This is a genomic window from Dyella ginsengisoli LA-4 (genome assembly GCF_000334915.1).
GTDB classification, from domain to species: Bacteria; Pseudomonadota; Gammaproteobacteria; order Xanthomonadales; family Rhodanobacteraceae; genus Dyella_A; species Dyella_A ginsengisoli_A.
In genome coordinates this window covers 1-20249 of record NZ_AMSF01000087.1, presented here as the reverse complement: position 1 = coordinate 20249, position 20249 = coordinate 1, and the positions used below count along the sequence as shown (strand labels likewise).

At 57.7% G+C, this 20249-nt stretch carries 16 protein-coding genes; 7 read left to right on the top strand and 9 right to left on the bottom strand.

Annotated features, from left to right (window positions below; genetic code table 11):
* Window positions 1–108: 108 nt before the first annotated feature.
* The 7 genes from C693_RS23210 to C693_RS0118735 all read right to left on the bottom strand — a co-directional run bounded on the left by C693_RS23210 (window position 109) and on the right by C693_RS0118735 (window position 10729).
* Window positions 109–1365: a glycosyltransferase gene (locus tag C693_RS23210; protein ID WP_083868364.1), complete on the bottom strand. Its 1257-nt coding sequence runs from the start codon at window positions 1363–1365 to the stop codon at window positions 109–111.
* A 237-nt stretch (window positions 1366–1602) separates the two neighbouring features.
* Entirely contained in the window at window positions 1603–5520 is a 3918-nt protein-coding gene (locus C693_RS23205; protein WP_083868363.1) for a polysaccharide pyruvyl transferase family protein, read from the bottom strand.
* A gap of 10 nt (window positions 5521–5530) precedes the next feature.
* The gene (locus C693_RS23200; protein ID WP_083868362.1) at window positions 5531–6859 is read right to left on the bottom strand and encodes an ABC transporter ATP-binding protein; all 1329 of its coding nucleotides are present in this window, start codon (window positions 6857–6859) and stop codon (window positions 5531–5533) included.
* Entirely contained in the window at window positions 6859–8109 is a 1251-nt protein-coding gene (locus tag C693_RS23195; RefSeq protein WP_083868361.1) for a glycosyltransferase, read from the bottom strand. Before C693_RS23195 ends, C693_RS23200 begins: the two co-directional genes overlap by 1 nt.
* A gap of 6 nt (window positions 8110–8115) precedes the next feature.
* Entirely contained in the window at window positions 8116–8550 is a 435-nt protein-coding gene (locus C693_RS23190) for an acyltransferase (RefSeq protein ID WP_241762704.1), read from the bottom strand.
* 188 nt (window positions 8551–8738) lie between these two features.
* Window positions 8739–9503 (bottom strand): ABC transporter permease, encoded by a 765-nt coding sequence (locus C693_RS0118740; protein WP_241762703.1) that lies wholly within the window; start codon window positions 9501–9503, stop codon window positions 8739–8741.
* 56 nt (window positions 9504–9559) lie between these two features.
* Window positions 9560–10729 carry a cystathionine gamma-synthase gene (locus C693_RS0118735; RefSeq protein WP_026107553.1) on the bottom strand — a complete coding sequence of 390 codons (1170 nt, stop codon included), beginning with the start codon at window positions 10727–10729 and terminating at the stop codon, window positions 9560–9562.
* Window positions 10730–10948: 219 nt separating this feature from the next.
* Here C693_RS0118735 and rfbB point away from each other — a divergent pair, with 219 nt between their 5' ends.
* From rfbB to C693_RS0118710, 5 genes are all read left to right on the top strand, one after another.
* The gene (rfbB, locus tag C693_RS0118730) at window positions 10949–12028 is read left to right on the top strand and encodes a dTDP-glucose 4,6-dehydratase (protein WP_017463816.1); all 1080 of its coding nucleotides are present in this window, start codon (window positions 10949–10951) and stop codon (window positions 12026–12028) included.
* On the top strand, window positions 12025–12915 hold the full coding sequence (gene rfbA / locus C693_RS0118725) for a glucose-1-phosphate thymidylyltransferase RfbA (protein ID WP_017463815.1): 891 nt from the start codon (window positions 12025–12027) through the stop codon (window positions 12913–12915). Before rfbB ends, rfbA begins: the two co-directional genes overlap by 4 nt.
* Window positions 12912–13469 carry a dTDP-4-dehydrorhamnose 3,5-epimerase gene (rfbC, locus tag C693_RS0118720; protein WP_017463814.1) on the top strand — a complete coding sequence of 186 codons (558 nt, stop codon included), beginning with the start codon at window positions 12912–12914 and terminating at the stop codon, window positions 13467–13469. The genes rfbA and rfbC overlap by 4 nt, the downstream gene beginning before the upstream one ends.
* A complete protein-coding gene (rfbD, locus tag C693_RS0118715) occupies window positions 13466–14404 on the top strand; it encodes a dTDP-4-dehydrorhamnose reductase (protein ID WP_017463813.1) in 939 nt (312 codons plus the stop codon). Before rfbC ends, rfbD begins: the two co-directional genes overlap by 4 nt.
* A gap of 114 nt (window positions 14405–14518) precedes the next feature.
* On the top strand, window positions 14519–15931 hold the full coding sequence (locus C693_RS0118710) for a mannose-1-phosphate guanylyltransferase/mannose-6-phosphate isomerase (protein ID WP_017463812.1): 1413 nt from the start codon (window positions 14519–14521) through the stop codon (window positions 15929–15931).
* Between the two features lie 166 nt (window positions 15932–16097).
* Here C693_RS0118710 and C693_RS0118705 read toward each other — a convergent pair whose 3' ends face one another.
* Complete coding sequence (locus C693_RS0118705; RefSeq protein WP_017463811.1) at window positions 16098–17450, bottom strand: phosphomannomutase/phosphoglucomutase; 1353 nt, start codon at window positions 17448–17450, stop codon at window positions 16098–16100.
* 48 nt (window positions 17451–17498) lie between these two features.
* Window positions 17499–18107 carry a DedA family protein gene (locus C693_RS0118700; RefSeq protein ID WP_017463810.1) on the bottom strand — a complete coding sequence of 203 codons (609 nt, stop codon included), beginning with the start codon at window positions 18105–18107 and terminating at the stop codon, window positions 17499–17501.
* A 508-nt stretch (window positions 18108–18615) separates the two neighbouring features.
* Between C693_RS0118700 and C693_RS22765 the strand changes: the two genes are divergently transcribed.
* The gene (locus tag C693_RS22765) at window positions 18616–19431 is read left to right on the top strand and encodes a hypothetical protein (RefSeq protein WP_157798663.1); all 816 of its coding nucleotides are present in this window, start codon (window positions 18616–18618) and stop codon (window positions 19429–19431) included.
* The gene (locus C693_RS22185; protein WP_017463808.1) at window positions 19424–20113 is read left to right on the top strand and encodes an RES family NAD+ phosphorylase; all 690 of its coding nucleotides are present in this window, start codon (window positions 19424–19426) and stop codon (window positions 20111–20113) included. The genes C693_RS22765 and C693_RS22185 overlap by 8 nt, the downstream gene beginning before the upstream one ends.
* Window positions 20114–20249: the final 136 nt, after the last annotated feature.

Here is a 20249-nt window from a genome sequence, read left to right as displayed (position 1 = left end):
CTTTTTCACGTCCAATCTCCATCAGTTGGGGGATTGGACTCCAAACCACGGTGCTACTCAAAAGTGGGGGGACGTCGGTCACAGTCGAATGCACCAACATCTGCATTATCATATAGATAATGATCTACATAACCGATCACGAATGGTTCCCGGCGCATATGTGATCGCAAGCAACCTCAGACATTCGCTCGAAATCAAATTCCAGAGATCGTCATCCGATAACAAACTGATTAACGCTGCGGCAAAACCCTCCGGAGTATCATGCGGCTCCATCGCTGGCCGTGCCCACCCGAGTCCTTGCAAGCCAACTGACGTAGTGACGCAGGGTAGTCCAAAACCAAGTGACTCAATCACCTTCCCTTTTACGCCTGCACCAAATCTCAATGGCGCAACAGAAACCCGCACCTTCTCGTAGAGCTGAACTAGCGCATGCTCATCAATTCGACCTAGAACAGAGACATTCAAATCATCGGTAGGTGGCCGATACCGATCCATGTTTGATCCAGCAACATACACATGATCGTTGCAGCCGGCGCTGCGCACCAGTGGAAGAACATCGCTAAAGAACCAATCCAATCCATCGATATTGGGCGGATGCTCAAAACTGCCAACAAATAATATGCCGCAACGCGAATCAGGTCGGTTAACGTCCAATGGTGGACTAGGTGCCTCCCAGAGCGGCAAGACGATGGTGTTTGGACTTAATGCGTGCCTGCTCCTGAAAGCATTCACCAAGCTGGCCTCTTCTTCCGAAGGATAGAAAACTACGTCAAAAGAGGACCAGAGTCGCCCCTCTATCCTTGAGAGCTCCCGCCGTTCTGAACGTAACCCTGGCCGTACAACGAATCGACTCATTTGAGCAAGTCGCATGTAGTGAATGTCGTGACCGTAATAGGCACATACTCCAGAAACATGCTTCCTCACAGATCCTAAATAAATGGCTGCCACGATAGGCCTGCTCAAAACAGCGGCCACGAATTCCCCCTCGGGACTATGTTCATGAAGCCATCGATCTAGGTCGCAATTAAACGTCCGGTTAGCTGGTTTCACGCCTATTGCCGCAAGCAAGTCCCTACCTGCTTTAGATGGAGACGTTGTAGCGCACCAAAATGTCACCTCTGCATGTTGCCGAATCAATTCCACGAGCTGAAAAATTGCTTTTGAACCCGCATCGCGTGATAGCTCAGGGAAATCGTGATCGACGATAAGAACCCTAGGATGAGCTCTTTCTCTTACCGACTTCAAGGCAACATGCATATTGGCCCCGCTCGAAGGGGGGCAGCGGCCGGTTAGCAAAGCGTACAAAGAAGGGACGTAGGCAAGCAACCAACGGACGAGGCGTACTTTCAACTCCATTATATTCATGATGAAAGCCTGAAACCGACTAAAGACCCGGAAATAAAGCCGGGAGGCCTAGACTTTTCTGGACGCCACCTGTTACGTCCTCGAGAGAAGCCCCCCACTGGAGCCAGCCACCACAAACCAATGAACCGCCTTATGAGCCACATCGAAGCGGTCCGAAGAAATAGAGAGGACAGAATCAGGATGCGATAGCACCCAGGACCTCAAGCGGCGGGATAGAGTCTAAAGCTTGCCAAACTATCACCGGGAATAATCCACAAAGAACTCCGGATAGTCGGCCCACTTCTTGCGGAAATACTCCGCGTTCCGCGCAAACAGTTTTCTATAACGCTCACTTCCCTCGCTGGCGCCGGTGGTCTGATGCGGCTGGTGACGAATGCCTGCAAGATCTCTGAAAGCTACAGAGAAGCCCGCTTTCTTGATCTGGAAGCAGATATCAGTGTCCTCGAAGCAGGTAGGATCGTAGAAGGTATCAAACCCTTCTATTTTGTCAAAAAGCTCACGCTTGATGAACATTCCGCTCGTTCCAAGAAAGCCGACATCATCACGGTAACCTTTTAGCAATGCGATTCGACTCATCCCTCGATTAGGAACATAGTCAGAAATCGGCCCACCTAAGTCGTCGCGAGAAGCATCAAACCACCCCGCGTTCCATCCGACGGTACCGACATCTGGATTTTTTTCAAGAATGTATACTGCCTCAGCAAAAGCTGATGCCGAGGTTAGCCACTGGTCAGAATCGAAGAACGCAATATATTCACCGCTCGAATTTTGAACCCCGAGATTTCGACCAGACGAGCATCCGTTTTCCCTGTTTCGAACCAATTTGATCCGATCATCGCTCCCGTAACGCGCCTCGACAAGTTCAGCACCACCGTCGGACGATTGGTTATCCACAATCACAATTTCACGAATCCACTTGCCGCATTGCGTCAATAGAGTTGAAATACATCTCTCGATAATCTTTCGATTATTGTGGATGAGCACGACGACGCTTACGGATAGCGGAAAGTCAGCCCTCATAAGCTGCTCGGCACGATTTAGCCATGTGCCTTTTGAAACATAGGCATAGTCTTCGATCGAACGGGCGCCAGCCACGGCATCCTTTAGGGGTACGCCACCTAAAACGTGAAAATTTCTCGCGCCATCGAACTCTAACTGAATGTCGCAAATTACCGGCTTCTCCATGAGGAGTGCCGCACGAATCGACTCGCGAGTATTAACTGAAACTTCTTCGCCATTTGTAAGAACCACAATAGCGTCTGCAGCAGCCAGCATTTGCGCCCGCTGATCCGGTCGCCACTCAATGGACCGAACGCGGTCATGTCCTATTTGGTCCACTCCAACGACGTGGAAAAAATCATGGGTGAGGTCTGAAGCAAGCTCGGCGAGCCTTTCCGTTACAGCCTGCCCGCTCGCAAAGGCAAGAATGTTACGCCTGCGCTTTTTAAAATTTGATGGAAAAGCATAGCTCTTGTAGGAATCGAAATCTTCGTTATCGGCTGCATCCAATAACTTTTCGACACCGCGCCCCGGCAGCCAGTCGACAGACGCTCCTTCTTTAGAAATCACTCTGCTTACAGTAGAAGCGAGTAACTCCCGCTTTTTATCCGAAATCGCACCAACGTCCACCGATGACAGATCAAGAATAATTTCGGCCCCAAGGGACTTGAGCTGTAGGGTTAATTCGATAGACGACGAATCGACGCTCGCAAGTAGTACACGAGTGCTCGGATCTGTAGCACTCAAAAGAGTCGCCTCATCAGCCCTTAAGCAATCAAAATCAAACCCATTTAGCCCATGAGTACTGAAGGTGGACGTAGTAAACCAACGGACATAAAAACCTGCACGCGTCGCCGCGCGAATCAAAGACGCAGATCGCGAAGGCCAGCTATCGCATACAAGTGCGTCGCAGATGACGAGCAGCCGCTCATGCCGAACAGCGACTGGAGCATCAACCGAGCCCCCCTCCGACTCGTATGTCTGCGTGCCGTTGTTGAGAGCGCTAACGCGCCCGCGCAAGCGCGAGAGGCTCTGCCGTAAGGCTTCACTCAAGCCGTGACGCCGCATTAGTTGAACGAACCTGATCGGCATCTTGATCAACGAAAAAAGCGCACTGAGCGGCACTGTGACCAGTTTTCGAATATGCCGCCAGCCATCCTGGGCTACAGCTAGCTCGCTGCGGAGGTCACCGATATGGACCTCCAGATCATTGACTTGAGCAAGCAACTGGGCGATATAAATCTCCTTATCTGCAATGTAGGCATTTTTCTCTTCTACTTCATCACGTAGCTCTTCCCACTCGAGCCTGAGCCCCTTCAGCTCTTCACTAACTTCGACAATAGCCTTTCGGCTTTGATGCAATTCGTCCACAGTCGCCTCCAATTGAGATTCCCTCTCAACGCCCCGGGACTTTTCGGACTCAAGCAACGTCCGGGATACGGCCAGTTCCTTCTCCATGCTCTCCACCCCCCTGTTTAGTTCATTGAGCCGCATTTCCATCCCGGCGATGTGGCTTTTCAGTCGCTGGTTCTCACTTTCGGAAGCCTCGAGAGCGTCGAGCCGGAGCCCAAGCTCCCGATCTGCAATCAGTTGCTTCGCCTTGACGTCATCGATTTCTGCACGCAGTGTCAGAAGCATCTCGTCCTTATCCTTGAGGACCTGCGCTCTAACACTGAGAAGTTGTTCCGCGACACCACGAAGCTCTTCACTGTGGTTGAGATCGAGCAAGAGGGACGACAGCCTCGCGCTCAATCCGTCAATTTCTTCACTACGCTGCCTTGCCAATTTCTCCATAGCCAAGAGTTCGCCGCTCAGACTTGCCTTCTCATCGGAAAGCACGTTGATAAGCGAATCCTTTTCGGCCAGCGTACAATCTCGATATTGAAGCAATTCGTGTGCTGCAGCACTGCGTTCCTTAGTTAGCCTCAGGTCCGAAATAGTCTGCTGCAACCACGTCCCTAGCCAGTCGAATTCCCCAGACCTCCACCGCCCCTTTTCTCGCGGAAGATTCGCAAGACGATCGAGCAGGCGAAAATGGGTTGAGGCGCTCTCCTCGAGCGCTTCAATAGCTGACGCGTCCATTTTCCAAGGAGATGAAGACTGGTTTGTAATAATCTCAAGGGACTCGATATACCGCTCTTTGGGATCTGCAAGCGTCAGACGCTGTGATGGAGGCAGCCCCGCCATGATGTGGGCCTGCATCATCTTGCCGTCGTACTCTAGTCCTACTACAGGTTTTTGGGCTGACAGACCCAAGATGCTCGCGTGTAGTCGCATGGAAAAAACAGCATCGGCAGACTCTAACGCGTCCCAAGCGTCCCTTGGAGTTCGCGGCACCACCAAATCCCCGCGAATATTTTCAGGGAGATCCCGCCGCAAATCCTCGATTATCGGCACATCAGAGACAGCACCGCTGTTACGGACGCCTCCTTGAAAAGCGACCCATCTAACCCTCCAATCGGTTCTGCAAACATCGCGTAAGGCTTCTCGAAGGTGATCCTTCCATGGTCCGCCTTTGCCGGACCACTCGCGAACAACAACGGCGAGGCAGTTGGTCCTATCTCCATTAGATCGTGGCACCCGAACCTCAGGGATGCACTTCGCCCGATAAAGCCATCCAGGGTCGGCACCAACCGCTATCTCACGATCTACTCCAATATCCCGCAAGAGCGCCCGCGATGGCTCGTCTCTCACTGAAACCAAGGTAGCCTCAGTGAAAACATTGTGAACAATGTCTTGTGCATCCTTCGTGCCGAGCGGACCGACTCCGTGGCCCCAGATCACCACCGGCACTCCAAACTGCCGCGCCATGAGCAAGGGGCGCACATACCCAGCTATATCATTTGCGATCGGGTCATAGATAGCGTGAGCGCTGAAAGGGTGATGATCCTGGAAAATTCCGCCCCCACCCATAATCACAACGTCAGCCCAATTCAACGCACGAGCGAGCTCCCCTAGATTTTGAAAGTTGACACTGTCCAGTCCATGCAGTTCGCGAGTGAGTGCGGGATCCACACTAGCCGCAACAAGAGTTCCACCTTGAGATTCAATAGAAACCTTAAGGAGCTCAAGCAGCACTTCATCGCCAACATTCGGGGCCCCATACCAACCAATAGCGAGCACATTTAGGCTTAGAGAGGACTTCTCAGACGTCATCTATTTGAACTCAGGACAGAGTAAAACGGGGCTGCGGCGCTAACCATCCGTGGCCTGAGCGAGGATGCGGCAAGACATCGATATGACCCGCGTAAGGCACGCGAGAGTGACGATGATATTCGCCACTATCAATGTCGCCTACTCCAACGGCAATGACATAACGATTTCCGGAAAAATTTATCAAAAGATCCCAGCGAAACTCATGAATTCCCGCCAACATCCGAGGGACGTCAATCTGCATGTTCTGTGTTGTTCCCGCCCACAACGCGATGTCATCAACGCTCTTAATTTGGATGCCGTAACACGGAGTCTCAATGGGCCTGTGAACACGCAGTTTGACCTTAACTGTGAGACGCTCGCCAAAGCTGAAGGTCGTACGCGCCTTTCCCAATTGATCTGCAATTTGGACAGACAAGATTTCAGAGGCCGGTTCAACCCCGCCTCCATCTAGACGCTCTGCTTTTCTTTCATCCGTAGCATCTGGAGTCGAACCTTCAGTAATTGATTGGTCATCTTGTTCGTTATAGACAACAGCTCCGCCCTCCTCATCGACCAAGTCGTCCGCATACCGTTTTACGACGTCACGACAATTACCGTCGAGGACCACCTTGCCATGCCGTAGGTAGATCCCCCGATCACAATACTCAAGCAGGGTGTTTGTAGAGTGCGTCACGAGAATGATACTTACGCCCTCCGATTGCATCTTTCGGATTCTCGTCAAACATTTCGTTTGAAAAGCGGTGTCGCCGACTGCCAGTGCTTCATCAACTACCAGAATGTCAGGGGAAACGTGGATTGCCACCGAAAAAGCCAGCCGCACATACATTCCTGATGAATACGTCTTCACAGGTTGATCGATATATTCGCCTATATCAGCGAATTTCTCGATAACCGGTAATAACGCTGTCATTTCAGAAGAACCCAAACCGATGATGGCCCCGGCAAGATAAACGTTTTCCCGTCCGGTGAACTCAGGATTAAAGCCCGCCCCCAGCTCAAGGAGAGCCGAAACTCTTCCTCTGACGGCAACGGCACCCGTCGTCGGCGTCAAAGTCCCGACAATAATTTGGAGCAAGGTCGACTTGCCACATCCATTTCTTCCTATGATACCAACTGTCTCTCCGGGAGATATGTCGAAGCTGACGTCCTGCAAAGCATTAAAGTGCCTTGCGAGGCGCGCCTCAAATCCGAGCAATCGGCGCAATTGATTTGCTAGAGGACGCAGCAACCTGTCCGCGGGCTTTGAGTAAATCTGGTATGCCTTGCCGACTGAGCGAACAGAAACCACCGGATCTACTGCCGACGAAATATCCACAATTGCATCCGACAAATTATTCATCAGGCAACACCCGTAAGTTCATAGGCCTTCCGTTTCGCGCGCTGACTTGCTTCAGGACTGTAACTTGTAGCAATGAGTTCCAATGCGGATTCCGAAATCGCGCGCAGCCTTTCGCGCTGCTGGGATGCCTCGACCAGTACTCGACCAAAAACAGAGGGATCATCTTCGATGAGGATACTTTTTCCATTCTCAGCCCCAATACCTTCGCAACCTTTGGCGGTGCTAAGAACGGGTACGCCAGCCGCCATCGCCTCAATGATCTTCACCCGAATACCCCCACCCGAAAGCAGCGGAACCATGAGGAGATGGGCATCTCTAAGCATCGTGTCGATGTCGTTTACAAAGCCATGGACGAAAACATTTTCACCATCGTGAATTTCCCGAAGCTCTCCTGGCGGGTTGCTACCACAAAAGTGAAGGATAATGTTATGTTCCCTTAGTTGATCTTGGATCGCCGGAAAAATTCGCTTCGAAAACCATATCACGCCCTCCGAATTTGGATACCAACCGAATCCGCCCATCCACAACACGTTAAAGACGTCTATTGGCTTGTCTTCGTAGGGGAAACCTTTTCGCGCAAAGGAAAGCGGCATCCAGAGCTTCGGGACGCTCGCAGTAACGCGAGACATGTCATCTTTAGATATGAATGTCATCACTGAAAAATCAAAACTATTCTGTATCTCAACGGCATGTGCCGAACGTCGACTACGACGTGAAATCCATTCCATCAGGCGAAGCTTCCAGCCGACTAAACCTTGCGGCATCCAAAAAGGGAAGATATCGGCTTCAATATTGTGACCGACAAGCAACGCAGGGATTTTTGGCAAAAATTTCTTAAAGAAGGCCAGGTGCGCCGAATTTATCTCAAGGGCGTCAATCTCATATCTCTTTACCAGCCTGCGGGCGGCCCGCACGGCCGGCCGGCTGTAATAACTAGCATCAATGAACGGCATACCCCTAAGTGCCTGCGTCACTTGAAAAATCGTACGCCTGATCGCTCCCATCTGAAAGGGCATCAAGGGCCGCCGTTCGACATGGATACTTCTAAAAAGCTGGTCATACGCAGGACGATGCCGCTCAATCTTAGCGACGTCCTCCTCTCCCCCTATGTAGCAGAAAAGGTGGAAGTCAATTTCATCAGCGAAAGGCACAAGGGCGTTAACCGCATAAATATCACCCCCAGCGGTAGCGGGCAGCGGCGGAGCCAGCATGAACACAAGGACCTGTTTTTTCTTACGCGAAATGTTCATGTTCGTTCAAGAGGACGTTTCGTCAAAAATGTCTGTATCAAAATATGGTGAAAATTTCGTCTTATATGCGATCAACGGATTTCGATCACCGATCTTCTTTGCGGGCACACCTCCGACTACTTCGTAAGGTTCAACGTCGCGACTGACGACGGCCCCCGCCGCGACCACCGCCCCCTCCCCTATGGTTATTCCTGGAAGCAAAATTGCCCGCGCCCCAATCCAAGCATGGTCGCAAATGGTCACCACCCCGCCAATAGCAGGGAATGATGGATCGTTGTGATCGTGATGCAAGCTGAGAATGCAGGTCTGGAAGGATACGTTCACGTTGTTTCCAATAATCACGCCCACCCGCCCATCAATGTAAGTTTCCCGATTGATCACACAGTTGTCACCGATCGTCACGTTTGCGCGGGTGGGATAGCCTGTAACAAAAACCCTCATGCTTACGTGCGAATCCCTGCCAATAGAAACACGCATAACCCGGGTTAGGTAGAAATTCCGCACACGCTCACTAGGGAAACGAGAGAAGAAGTTATTTCCTAGATAATATTTCCAACCCATTAATAGAAAGAAAAAACTCCTATTCATCAGCCAATTTTTAAATTTCAAAGTACCGATCCCCGAGAATATTAAAGAACATCAGCAAACCCGGACCTCGTGACCCTAAACCAAAAGTAGCCAGCCATACCAACCAGCGTAGCGAAGACCGTTTGAATAATTATAACCCCCCAATCCAGGGGCTTGCCGAAAATGAGCACAGCCCGAGCTTGCTCAATAATCACTGTTAGAGGGTTTGCTTGAAAAAGGCCCCGATAAGCACTTGGGATTTTCTCGGCTGAAAAAAACACTGGCGACATAAACATCAGCACCTGGGTGATTACACCGACAACCTGATTCAGGTCTCGGAGAAACACGCCGATCGAGGCCAAAATCCAGCCGATGCCAAGGGCATAAATCACCAACGGGACCATTACTGGAAAGATCAAGACAGAAGTCTGTTGTATATGATGTCCCGTAACATAAAGGGCAAGCATTAGGACTAGCATGCCTATCAACCAATGAAAGAGGGCAGACCCACAAGAGACCACCGGAAGCACCGCCACTGGAAAGACGACCTTCTTTACATAATTTACGTTCCCTGTTATTAAGCCAGGCGCGCGGTTTATGCATTCGGCGATGAACCCGTAGATAATGAGGCCGACAAATAGAAGCATGGCAAAGTCAGTTTGACTTTCCCCAGTGCCACCCCACTTAATCTTGAGAATCATTGAGAAGAAAACTGTATAAACTATCAACATGAGCAAGGGATTGATGAAGGACCAAAGTATGCCCAGCATCGAACCTTTGTAGCGAGCTGCGATCTCTCGCTTAGTTAGTTGGTAGACCAGATCCAAGTAGCTCTTTGTAACACCCATTCCATCTAAACTCCGCTAGTTCCCATTGATACCGCTCAACCCAATGCGTCCAGAAGATCATTAGTAAGATCCGCCAAGTCTTCCACACCGACACTGAGACGGATTAAGCCATCGGAGATTCCAAGGCGCTTGCGAATCACCGACGGAACGGACGCATGGGTCATAATTGCGGGGTGTTCGATAAGGCTCTCCACCCCGCCCAACGACTCGGCCAAGGCGAACAGTCTGCAGCGTTCAAGCATTCGGCGAGCGCCCCTCAGCCCTCCTTTGACCTCGACGCTGATGATGCCGCCAAAGCCGCTCATCTGGCGCTTGGCCAGCTCATGCTGAGAGTGGCTCTTGAGTCCCGGATAGATCACCCGTACGATCTTGGGATGGCGTTCCAGCCACTTGGCGATCGCCAATGCGTTCTCGCAGTGCGCCCTCATGCGCAAATGAAGCGTTTTCAACCCGCGCATAGCCAAAAAAGCATCGAATGGGCCGGTGATCGCTCCGACCGAGTTCTGCAGGAACCCCATCCTCTCGGCCAGCTCTTCACTGCCGACCACGACGATGCCACCCACCATGTCTGAGTGGCCGTTGAGGTATTTGGTGGCCGAGTGCAGCACGAGATCCGCCCCGTACTCCAGCGGGCGCTGCAACATCGGCGAGCAGAAGGTGTTGTCGACCACCATGATCAACCCGTGCTTGCGGGAAAACGCAGCCACCTTTGCAAGATCCACCAGCTTCAGCATGGGATTGGTCGGGGTCTCGGCCCAGATCATGCGGGTGTTGGGCTTGAGCGCCGCTTTGAGCGCCTTGGTGTCGTTCAGGTCAACGAAACTGAAGTCGAGCCCCGCGGAACGTCGGCGTACACGCTCGAACAAGCGATAGGTACCACCGTAAAGGTCGTCCATCGCGATCACGTGGCTACCGGAATCGAGCAGATCGAGCACCGTGCTGGCAGCGGCCAGCCCCGAACCGAAAGCGAACCCAGCCTCCCCACCCTCCAGAGCCGCCGCGCAACGCTCATACGCCATGCGCGTCGGGTTCTGCGTGCGTGAGTATTCGTAGCCCTGGTGTTTGCCGGGACTGCTCTGCACGTAAGTGGAGGTGGCGTAGATCGGAGTCATGATGGCGCCGGTGCTGGGATCCGGCACCTGGCCAGCATGGATAGCACGCGTACCAAGACCCTGCGTCTTGTGGGGGGAGGGATGCCTTTTCATGGATCAAAGTGTCCGCAGATAGCGATTCGAGCGTCGTCCGAGGGCAGGATGGTAGCGGATCTGTGCCTAGGATTAGACGAAAGGCCTCTTCGCATTCATGTTTTGCGAGGCCCCAAGACCATCGGTCACGTCGGGCAAAACGCGGCAAGTACAGGCATCATGCTGCCCGTCCCCGATATCGGGCCGATCTTCAGACCATGACGAATCTCAGAGGTATGCATGCGTGAACCGCACGCCAAGCTCATCACCTTCCGGCGATTGCTGGTCACCGGAGGAGCCGGGTTCATCGGCGGCAACTTCGTACTACAAGGGGTCGCCGGCGGCCTGCATGTCCTCAACCTCGACAAACTGACCTACGCCGGCAACCTAGACACTCTCGCGTCGCTGGCGACCAAGGCTGGCTACAGCTTCGTGCAAGGCGATATCGGGGACCGCAACCTTGTAAAGCGGCTACTCGATGACTACCGACCTGATGCGATCGTGAATTTCGCCGCGGAGTCCCACGTCGATCGCTCCATTGACGGTCCGGCAGCCTTCGTGGAAACCAACGTCACTGGCACCTTGGGCCTGCTAGAGTGCGTCCGTGACTACTGGCGCTCGCTGGAAGGCGAGGCCCGCGAAGCGTTCCGCTTCCTTCACGTGTCTACCGACGAGGTCTACGGCTCGCTGGGGCCGGAAGGCAAATTCACCGAGATCACGCCTTACGCCCCCAACTCGCCCTACTCGGCCTCCAAGGCCGCCTCGGACCACCTGGTGCGGGCGTTCCACCACACCTACGGCCTGCCCACCCTCACCACCAACTGCTCGAACAACTATGGGCCTTACCAGTTTCCGGAGAAACTGATCCCCCTGATGATCCAAAAGGCGCTGGCCGGCGAGCCGTTACCGGTGTACGGCGACGGCCTGAACATCCGTGACTGGCTGTACGTGGGTGATCACTGCAGCGCGATCCGCTGTGTGCTAGAGGCTGGGCACGTGGGCGAGACATACAACGTAGGCGGCAACGCCGAGCGCACCAACATCTCTGTGGTGAAGACGATCTGCGCTCTGCTCGACGATCGCCGCCCACTTGCCAGCGGGCGCCCGCGCGAGTCGCTGATCACTTATGTCGAAGACCGTCCCGGCCACGACCGGCGCTACGCTATCGATGCCGGCAAGCTCGAGCGCGAGCTGGGTTGGAGGCCATCGCAGACGTTCGAGAGCGGCATCGCGCAGACGGTGGACTGGTACCTCGCCAACCAGCTTTGGGTGCAGCGCGTGCTAGACGGCAGCTACCGCATGGAGCGACTGGGATCATGAACACGAAGCGCAAGGGCATCATACTTGCCGGCGGCTCCGGCACACGGCTATATCCGATCACCCAGGCGATCAGCAAGCAACTGCTGCCGGTGTACGACAAGCCGATGATTTACTACCCGCTGGCCACCCTGATGCTGGCTGGCATCCGCGACGTGCTGATCATCAACACGCCGCACGAGCAGGGCCTGTTCCAGCGGCTACTGGGCGACGGCTCGCAATGGGGCATGAACCTCGAGTACGCGGTGCAACCCTCGCCGGATGGCCTCGCGCAGGCGTTCCTGATCGGCAAGGATTTCATCGGCGCCGATCCGAGCTGCCTTGTGCTGGGTGACAACATCTTCTACGGACACGGTCTCACCCAGAGCCTGCGCCGAGCGGCAGCGAGGGATCACGGCGCAACGATCTTCGGCTACTGGGTCAAGGATCCGGAGCGTTATGGTGTGGCTGAATTTGGCGCCGCTGGACAGGTAGTGGGTCTGGAGGAAAAGCCGACCATGCCGAAGTCCTCCTATGCCGTCACCGGACTGTATTTCTATGACTCTCGAGTGTGCGACTACGCCGCGTCGCTCAAGCCCTCTCCGCGCGGCGAACTGGAGATCACCGATCTCAACCGCTGCTACCTCGGAGATGGCTCCTTGCACTTGGAGCAGCTTGGCCGCGGCTTTGCGTGGCTCGATACCGGTACGCACGAGTCGCTGATGGAGGCGGGCAATTACATCGAGACCATCGAGAACCGCCAGGGCCTGAAAGTCTGCTGCCCCGAGGAAATTGCCCACCTCAATGGCTGGATCAATGACGAGCAGTTGCTGCGCCTCGCCAAGCCACTCGCCAAGACGGGGTACGGTCAATATCTACGCAACCTGGTGAAGGACGGCCACGCACGATGAAGGTGCTCGAAACCCGCTTGCAGGGGGCCCTCGTGATCGAGCCCCAGGTGTTCGGCGACGCCCGCGGCTTCTTCTACGAGAGCTACAACGAAGTCAAGTACCGCGAGGCGGGCATCAATCCTCGCTTCGTACAGTCGAACGTCTCGCGCTCGGCCTACGGCGTGCTCCGCGGCCTCCACTACCAGTGGCCAAATCCGCAGGGCAAGCTGGTCAGCGTGCTGGAGGGCGAAGTGTTCGACGTAGCCGTAGACATCCGTCGCGGCTCGCCGTCGTTCGGGCAGTGGACCGGGGTCATGCTCACGGCGGAAAATCATCGGCACTTCTGGATACCGGAAGGTTTCGCGCACGGCTTCTGTGTACTCTCCGACTACGCCACCTTCGCCTACCAGTGCACCGCACTGTACGACGCCAAGGCAGACGCGGGCATTCTCTGGAACGATGCCGCCATCGGTATTGACTGGCAGATCACCGAGCCCTTGTTGTCGGACAAGGACGCCAGGGCACCGATGCTGAACCAGATCGCCGCCGAGCGCCTTCCGGTCTTCGCCGCATGAAGACCCTTCTGCTGGGCGCTAACGGCCAGCTAGGTCGCAGCTTCGTCGAAGACGGACGTCTAGCCCGCATGGGCACGCTCGTCTCCGCCAGCCGCGACGGACAACGCTTTGATGGTACGTCCATCGAAACCATAGACCTGGCCTTCCCTGACAAGCTCTATGCCGCGCTTGATATGATCGCTCCGGATGTCATCGTCAACGCGGCCGCTTACACCGCGGTGGACCGCGCCGAGCAGGAAGAGGTCCTCGCCACGCGGGTCAATGGCGAAGCTGTTAATCGATTGGGGCTGTGGGCGCAACGGCATGGCGCACTGGTCGTCCATTTCTCGACCGACTACGTTTTCGATGGCTCGTCACGGCAACCCCTCCGGATTAATGATCCCACCGGTCCGCTCGGCGCCTACGGTCGAAGCAAGCTCGCCGGCGAGCAGGCGCTCCAGGCCAGTGGCGCAGGGTATCTGATTTTCCGCACGGCCTGGGTCTATGCCGCCCACGGGCACAATTTCCTGCGGACCATGCTCCGCCTCGGCGGTGAACAAGACTCACTGGGCGTTGTCGCCGATCAGCATGGCACCCCCACCAGCACCGATGTGATCGTCGATGGCACGCTCGTGGCGCTAGAGGCGTGGCTGGCGGCGGACGATACGGGCCGGAAAAGCATTGGCGGCATCTACCATCTCGTCGCCAGCGGCTACACGACCTGGCACGGCTTCGCCGAGGCGATATTCGCCAAAGCGAGCCAGTATGGATTGCTCGCACGGGTGCCGGAAGTACTTGCGATCGACACGACGCAGTTTTCGACGTTGGCCGACCGACCAGTTTGGTCTGTACTTGAGAATCGCGACATGGCAGAAAAGTTTGGTTACCAACCGCCCGACTGGCGAGAAGCGCTGACCGCTGTGATTAAACGGCTCGCTACAAGCCGATCTACCTAGTACACGCGGCTGGCTGGAAGCCACGAGACAAGTAGGCGACAATCTCAAGGTCAAGGCTCAAAGCAACTCGAGCGGCAGCGCTGGCCGCAACAATCCAATCAGGATCCGGATTCCATGCTGACCCCCCTCATTCTCAGCGGCGGCAGCGGCACACGTTTGTGGCCGGTGTCGCGGCGCAACCTTCCCAAGCAGTTCCTGTCGCTGGCCGGCAACGGCCCGCTGTTCGAGCAGACCGTCCGCCGCACCCGAGAGCTGCCCGGTGTGACCGCGCCGATCGTCGTGGCCAGCGAGGACCACCGGTTTCTCGCCGCGGAGCAGCTGATGGAGGCAGGCGTCCAAGGCGCCACCATCATCCTCGAACCCATGGCCCGCAACACCGCGCCGGCGATCGCGCTGGGTGCCCTGCACGCCGTCGAGAAAGATCCCGACGCCATCCTGCTGGTGCTTCCCGCCGATCACCTGATCGGCGATACGGCGAACTTCGTGGATGCGGTGACGCGCGCCCTGCCCGCGGCAGCGGCCGGGTGGCTGGTGACCTTCGGCATCCGGCCGGATCGCCCGGAGACCGGCTTCGGTTACATCCGCCGCGGCGAGGAGCTCCCCGAGGGAGGCTTCCGGGTGGAACGCTTCGTCGAGAAGCCCGACCTGCCCACGGCGCAGTCCTACCTGGACGATGGCGGCTACGACTGGAACTCCGGCATGTTCCTGTTCAAGGCGGCGCGCTATCTCGAGGAGCTGGCAGAGCACGCGCCGGAGATGCTCGCGGCGGTGCGCGCCGCCCACGCCGCCGCGAAGGCCGACCTGGACTTCGTGCGCATCGACGCCGACCTGTTCGCCCGCAGCCCGGACGATTCGATCGACTATGCGGTGATGGAGAAGACCCGCCGCGCTGCCGTGCTGCCGGTGAGTTGCGGCTGGAGCGATATCGGTTCGTGGTCGGCGCTGTGGCTGGCCGGCGAGCACGACGCCGATGGCAACCTGCGCGAAGGCGACACGCTCACCGTCAACGCCCACGGCTGTCTGCTGCGCTCGCACGAGCGTCACCTGATCGCGGCTGTCGGCGTGGACAACCTGGTCGTCGTATCCACCCCGGATGCCACGCTGGTCGCCCATCGCGATGCCGCGCAGGACGTGAAGAAAGTGGTGGATCAGCTCAAGGCCTCGGGCCGCACCGAGCACTCGTTCCACCGGGTGGTGCGGCGCCCCTGGGGGAGCTACGACTCGCTGGAGGCCGGCGAGCGCTTCCAGGTCAAGCGCATCATGGTCAAGCCGGGCGCGTCCCTGAGCCTGCAGAAGCACCACCATCGCGCCGAACACTGGATCGTGGTCTCCGGCACCGCCGAGGTGACCTGCGACGACAAGGTGTTCCTGCTGGGGGAGAACCAGAGCACCTACATCCCGCTCGGCAGCGTCCACCGTCTGCGCAACCCGGGCAAGGTGTCGCTGGAGTTGATCGAGGTGCAGTCGGGCAGCTACCTCGGCGAGGACGATATCGTCCGCTTCGACGACGTCTACGGACGCGCCTGAGGGTTGGCCGGCCGTTATCGCGGCTCTTCGGAAGAGGCTTCAGCCACGGTAACTGAGCGACCTCAAGCCCAGAGCGCCGCGACTGAAGTCGCTCCCACCAAACGCCGCAGGCTTCGTGGCTGTATGTGGGAGGGGCTTCAGCCCCGACGTTCCAGGCGGACCGGGCCTACCGCGTCCCCTGCTTGATCAGCGCGTCCAGCTCGGCCGTCTTCGCCCGCATCAGCGCTTCGTCACCGCGGGACTCCACGTTGAGGCGCAGCAGCGGCTCGGTGTTCGACGAACGCAGGTTGAAGCGCCAGCTGCCGAACGAGGCGCTGACACCGTCTATGCGATCCATGACCGGCTGCTCGTCGGCGTAGAACGCCAGCACCCGCTCTACCGTCGCTGCCGCGTCGTCCACGCGGAAATTGATCTCGCCGCTGCACGGGAAGGCGCGCATGCGCTCGTCCAGCATGTCGGCCAGCGGCTGTCCGGTGCGGCACATCCGCTCGGCCACCAGCAGCCAGGGGATCATGCCGGAGTCGCAGTAGGCGAAGTCGCGGAAATAGTGGTGCGCACTCATCTCGCCGCCGTACACCGCATCCTCGGCGCGCATGCGCTCCTTGATGAAGGCGTGGCCGGTCTTGCTCTCCACCGGCACGCCGCCGGCCGCGCGCACCATGTCGATGGTGTTCCAGGTCAGCCGCGGGTCGTGGATGATCTTTGCCCCGGGATGCTTTTCCAGCATCTGCGCGGCGAGCAGGCCGACGATGTAGTAGCCCTCGATGAAACGCCCCTGCGCATCGAACAGAAAGCAGCGGTCGAAGTCGCCGTCCCAGGCAATGCCCAGGTCGGCGCCCGAATCGATCACCGCCTGTGCCGTCGCGGAACGGTTCTCCGGCAGCAGCGGGTTGGGGATGCCGTTCGGGAAACTTCCGTCGGGGTTGTGGTGGATGCGCACGAACTCGAACGGCAGGTGCGGCGCCAGCAGATCGATGATCGCACCGGCCCCGCCATTGCCCGCATTGACCACGATCTTCAGCGGGCGCAGCGCGGGTCGATCCAGGTAGCCGAGCAGGTGTTCGATGTAGGCGGACTTGTCGTGATCGCGCACCACCGTGCCGACGATGGCCGCCGCCGGGCCGAGGGCGTCCGCCTCGACCGCACGCTCGATCTCGCGCAAGCCCGTATCGCCGCTGATCGGCCGCGCACCCTCGCGCACCAGCTTCATGCCGTTGTAGTCGATCGGGTTGTGGCTGGCGGTCACCATGATGCCGCCCGCCACGCCGCGGTGGGCGGTCTGGAAATAGACCTCCTCGGTACCGCTCAGGCCGATGTCGATAACGTCGCAGCCGCCTTCGTTGAGTCCCCGAGTGACGGCCGCGGCCAGCGCCGGACTGTCCAGGCGCACGTCGTAGCCGACGACCACCGCTCCGGTGCCGACCACGCCGGCATAGGCGCGCCCGATCCGGTGGGCGATATCGGGATTCAACTCGTCCGGCATCCGTCCGCGGATGTCGTAGGCCTTGAAGCACTTCATGTTCGATCGTTCCTTGGTATCAACAACGGAGGGTTGGCCGCGTCCTGCTCAGGCACGACGCGCGTGACGCACATGCCGCCAGACATAGAGCCCGGCGCCCAGCGCGATCAGCGCCACGATCACGGCATCGAAACGATGGAAGTACACGCCCAGGGTGTCCCAGTGCTCGCCCAGTTTCACGCCGATCCACGCCAGTCCCCAGCACCAGATCAGCGAGCCGAGAAAGGTGTAGGCGGTGAATCGCCACAGCGGCATGCGCGCGACGCCGGCCGGGAATGCGATGAAGGTGCGCACCACCGGCAGCAGGCGGCCGATAAAGATCGTGATGTCGCCGTGCCGCTGGAACCAGCGGTCGGCCAGGTCCAAGTCGCGATGCGAGACCAGCAGGTACCTGCCGTAGCGCTCGACCAAGGGACGCCCACCCCAGGCACCGATCGCGTAGGCCAGCCAGGAGCCGATCACGCAACCCACGGCACCGGCCAGCGAGACAAGCCACAGCTTGAGTTCGCCCCGGGAAACCAGGTACCCGGAGAACGGCATGATGATCTCCGAGGGCAGCGGCACGCAGGCGCTCTCCACCGCCATCAGCAACGCGATACCGACGTACTGGAACCGCGAGATCACCGCGATGACGAAGCCGGCCAGTGCGGCGATCATGGTAGCAATGATTAAACCCTCCAATAAAAGTCGGAGACGGGCGGTCACAGACCAAACTACTGCTGGCTACGCGCCTGCGACAAAGGATCCAAAAGGAAACTAGCTGCCCCAAGTCACGCGTGAATGATAGCAATAGAAGATCCAACAACTCCGAACGACGCGCGGGCAGCCCTGCGGCGGGGACGCGGGGCTGCCGGGCGTCAAGATTTCGGTTGCGTGATGGTGGGACGGTTGCGCTGGTGGCTGGTGTGCAGCTGCCTTGTCGGGCGGGCGTGGCGAGGCCGGACGCGCCGTTGCACCACTGAAGCCCGGAAACCCGTAGGTCGGCGCACCGGGCGTAGGTTGGCCGGGTGTCGGCTGGCCCCCGGGAGGCGGGCGGGTGTGGCACGCAATGCGCCTTCAACTTGCTGAATGGGCTGGGTGCGCCATTCAACACGTTCACGCTGGTTTCCGATAGTTTGGATAGTATACTTCATTACTATCTAATCTAACCTTCTTCGGTGATCCCATGAGTTCCAGCGTGCAAAGCAAGGGGCGCATCACTCTGATCCAAGACAGTGCTGACGTGCGGAATCCGCGGTCGGCTGCTTTAACGACCGCGCCGAAGAAGGGTGTCCCGAAGAAGGCCACTGCGAAGAAGGTCGCGAAGAAGGTCGCGAAGAAGACGGTTGTGAGGGGCTTTTCACCGTGCATGCCGGCTGCAGCTAAGGTGCCCGTCTTGACCATGGAAGGAGCGGATACGCGATACCTGACCTTCCTGCTCAAAGCTGTTCCTGCGGAGATTGAGGATGCACTGGTGGATTCGATCCGGGAGTTCTCCGTGATCGCGCTCGATCTCCTGAAGTCTCGTCGGGAGGTAAAGATCAATGAGCTGGCCCACCTGATCACGCCCAGTCCAATCCTGACTGAAGCGCAGTATCAGCAGGAAAAGGACAACGCAGCGATCAGGGAGCGGGTTCGGGACGGTGCCGCGTGGTACACGGCCGCGGACGTGGCTCGTCTGACCGGCTCGACATCGATCAACCGGCACGCCCAGACCAGCAAGTGGAAGTCGGAAGGCAGGATCTTCGCGATCGTCCTCGACGGGAAGGATCACTTCCCGGGCTACGCCCTGGACGAGGACAACGGCTACCGGCCCAGGCCGGCCGTGAAGGAGGTGATCGCCGCCTTCGGGAAGGATCTTTCGGGCTGGAACCTGGCGATCTGGTTCGCCTCGTCGGACAGCTATCTCGGCGGGGCGCGGCCGCAGGACGTCATTGTTACGGATCCGCAGCGAGTCATCGAGGCCGCGAAGGCCAAGGCTGGCGCCTACCTGCATGGTTGATCCTGCGCACGGGCGCCGCCGTTCCGCCGCCACGGCGGCGCTTGGGGCTACCCTTTTCGATTCGGCCCGCACACTCAGGCGCACTAGCCTTGGTGCCGGGACACTGCTGTCCCGCATCCACCCGCGCAACTTCGGCCCCAATCAGTTCAATGACACGGGCAACGGTAACGCCCGCTTCAGTCCTATCTTGGACAAGAACGGGTTGATTGTGCCTACTATCTACGCTGCCAGGACCTTTGCCGGCGCAGCCATGGAGACCGTGTTCCACGACATATTGCCCGGCGGTGCCGATAAGGTGGTGCAGGCTGCGATGATCGAGCACCTAGCGTATTCCCGCCTGAGGCTGACCCGGAAGCTCGTCGTGGGCGACCTCACGAGCAGGGGCCTCAACGCCCTTGGGCTGGAAAAAAGCTGTGTGATCGAAACGGATGCGGCCCATTACCCATTGACCCGGGCTCTGGCCGAAGACCTGATGGACCACTACCCGGACATCCAGGGCTTGGCTTGGGTCTCGCGCAAGGACGACACATCGATGTCGTTCGTCCTGTTCGGCAGCCGGCTGCCCGATGGGGCGCTGGAGAGCGTGGGCGCTTCAACGTCGATCGTGAGGGATGCCGATACCCTCAAGGACCTTCGCGAGGTGGCTACGAGCATTGGCGCCAGGATAAGTACGATCCCCTGATCTTCGCAGCGAGTCGTCACCCACCCCATCCTTCGATCTCGCAGGAGCCGGCTTACGTGGGTAAGCCGACGATCGCCGATGCCATTCCTAATCGCCTCGTCCTCCGCGCACTGCCCCCCCCCCCCCCCCCCCCCCC